At 50.8% G+C, this 2,765-nt stretch carries 4 protein-coding genes; all 4 read left to right on the top strand.

What is annotated here, in order from left to right:
* A partial coding sequence (locus tag CPT76_RS07420; RefSeq protein WP_105442446.1) for a cyclic-di-AMP receptor occupies nucleotides 1–269 on the top strand: 269 nt, incomplete at its 5' end.
* Between the two features lie 15 nt (nucleotides 270–284).
* The gene (locus CPT76_RS07415; protein WP_076176644.1) at nucleotides 285–728 is read left to right on the top strand and encodes a YaaR family protein; all 444 of its coding nucleotides are present in this window, start codon (nucleotides 285–287) and stop codon (nucleotides 726–728) included.
* Nucleotides 729–867: 139 nt separating this feature from the next.
* Nucleotides 868–1,842, top strand: coding sequence for a DNA polymerase III subunit delta' (holB, locus tag CPT76_RS07410; protein ID WP_105442445.1), 975 nt, complete (start codon nucleotides 868–870; stop codon nucleotides 1,840–1,842).
* 45 nt (nucleotides 1,843–1,887) lie between these two features.
* A complete protein-coding gene (locus tag CPT76_RS07405; RefSeq protein WP_076176646.1) occupies nucleotides 1,888–2,688 on the top strand; it encodes a PSP1 domain-containing protein in 801 nt (266 codons plus the stop codon).
* The last annotated feature ends 77 nt before the right edge of the window (nucleotides 2,689–2,765 follow it).

The raw sequence follows: 2,765 nt of genomic DNA, 5'->3' as shown, positions 1-2,765 counted from the left end.
TCAAGGCGAACTTCCGGGCGACGAAATTGGCGAGTACCGGTGGGTTCTTGCGGGCAGGTAACACCACATTTATGATCGGGGTAGATGACAGCCAGGTTGAAGCCGTGATGAACGTCATCCGCAGCAGCTGTAAAGTTCGGGAACAGCTCGTTACTCCCGTAACCCCGATGAGCGGTACGACCGATTCATATTTGCCGCTCCCCGTTGAGGTTCAGGTCGGCGGTGCTACCGTGTTCGTTCTTCCGGTTGACCGTTTCGAACATTTTTAAGGCAGGAGATATCCATTGAAGATTAATCCGGGGTTCAGACCCCTAAAGAGCGATTTGCAGATTAACGAGGGCAATGCCAAGCAGATTCAGCCCAAATCGTTTTCCGATATCATGCAGCAGCACGGCGAGAAGGTATCGCAGGAGGAGCTTGACCGCCGGTTTAAAGAGATTCAGATGCAGGGAGACCGCCTCGCTAGATCGATGACAATCCGCGAGTTGAAGGCCTACCGTATGCTGGTCAAACGGTTTCTGGAGGATACGGTCCGCCGTGGAGTCCGGATGAAGGAAGCTCGTGGCTGGGACCGCAGAGGCCGGGGCAAGCGCTACAATCTGATTGATGAAATCGACTCGGCCCTTTTGGGACTGGCCGACGATATGCTGGAGAGCGAACAGGGAAAAATCGAGCTGCTGCAGCGGATTGGGGAAATCCGCGGTATGCTGATCAATTTGATGTTCTGACAGATTAGAAGAAATAGGAATAGGTAAAGCCCTTCGTACATGATAAACTATAGATATAGATAGAATGCCGTATTGTAACATCGATGCGCCGGCCAGGCGGTCCGTCTTCCGGTCCATCGATATTGGGAAGAGAGGAATTATGTCTTTTGCAGATATTGCGGGTCAGGATGCGGCAAAGCAAATGCTGCAAAACGCCCTTCGCCGAAACTCCGTCAGCCATGCTTATATATTCAGCGGTCCAGCGGGGAGCGGGCAGATGAAGACGGCCCGGACGTTTGCCCAAGCGCTCTTCTGTACCACGCTTGAGGACGACGCCTGCGGACAATGCCTCGAATGCCGCAAAGTGGAACACGGCAATCACCCCGATCTTCATCTCCTTGCTCCGGATGGATCGTCTATCAAAATCGACCAGATCCGCGACTTACAGCGGGTCTTTTCCTATCGCTCGGAATCAAAGAATCCGAAGGTATATATTATCGACCAGGCTGATACGATGACCGTGCAGGCGGCCAACAGCCTGCTGAAGTTTCTGGAGGAGCCGCCCATTCCGGCCGTGGCGATTTTGATTACGGAGAATGGACAGGCTCTGCTCCCAACGATTCAGTCGCGCGCGCAGCTGGTGCCTTTTACCCCGCTCAGCCCCGGGCTGATGCTGCAGACACTGGTGGATGAAGGATATCCTTCACCGCTTGCCAGATGCGCCGTTCACCTATCGTCGGGACTGGACGGATGCCGCGAGCTGATGGAGCAGAATTGGTTTGCAGAAATTAGAAACGTAGTGTTACAATTAGGGAAGGAAGCTCTAGGCCGCGGCAGCTCCGCTCTGGTGACCGCAGGGCAGAAGGTGTTCAAAGCTGGGTTATCCGATCACTTGGATACACTGCTTAATTTGTTTCATTTGTGGTTCAAAGATATGCTTCACGTCCAGTACGGTAAGCACGAAAGTATCGTTTTCATAGATCAGTTGGACTTTTTGTCTACACATGCTTTAACCCGCAGCACGGCACAATGGGTCTCCTATATGGATTTAGCCGCAGAATGCAGGAAGAAATTGCGCTACAATGTGAATAGCCAACTCTGTCTTGAACAGTTTTTAATCGGTTTGGAAGGATAGCTTCAAGGCTAGCCAATGGTCTCTGGCATATAAGGGGGTTAGTTTTTGTACAGTGTAGTGGGTGTCCGTTTTAAAAAGGCGGGCAAAATTTATTACTTCGATCCGCTCGATTTCCCGATTGAGAAGGATAACAGCGTTATTGTCGAAACGGCGCGCGGTATCGAATACGGCAAGGTTGTCGTTGGAAAAAAAGAGGTGCAGGAATCCGATGTGGTCCTCCCGCTGAAGAAGGTCATCCGGATCGCCGGTGATTCCGACGCACGGGTTGTGGAAGAGAACAAGCAGGCCGCCAAGGATGCTTTTGCTACCTGTTTAAATAAAATCCGCGATCACGGCCTCAAGATGAAGCTGGTGGATGTGGAATTTACGTTTGACCGAAATAAAATTATATTTTATTTTACGGCTGAGGGAAGAGTGGATTTTCGCGAGCTCGTCAAGGATCTGGCCGGTATTTTCCGGACTCGGATCGAGCTTAGACAAATTGGTGTGCGTGACGAAGCCAAGATGCTGGGCGGTATCGGCCCATGCGGTCGCATCCTTTGCTGTTCGTCCTGGCTCGGCGATTTCGAGCCTGTATCCATCAAGATGGCTAAAGACCAGAGCTTGTCGCTAAATCCGACCAAAATCTCCGGCTTATGCGGAAGACTCATGTGCTGTCTGAAATATGAGCATGATAATTATGAAAGTGTGAAGGAAGAGCTGCCATCAGTAGGCAAAATCGTCATCACATCGTTGGGAGAAGGCAAAGTGGTCGGTATCAATGCCGGCAGCCGAAGCGTCCATGTCCAGCTGTTTGAAATCAGCAAGGTCAAGGAACTGCCATTGGATGATGTTGTCATCAAGTAAACCGTAGAGGTTACTTTCGGGGTGGAAACTTGGAAAAGAAAAATATTTTTGCACACATTCAAGAGATGGAAACACAA

Origin of the sequence: Paenibacillus sp. AR247, from assembly GCF_002968895.1 — a bacterium.
In the GTDB taxonomy this organism is placed as follows: domain Bacteria; phylum Bacillota; class Bacilli; order Paenibacillales; family Paenibacillaceae; genus Paenibacillus_AQ; species Paenibacillus_AQ favisporus.
The sequence above is the reverse complement of the archived record's forward strand: the minus strand, read 5'-3'. Positions and strand labels throughout refer to the sequence as shown.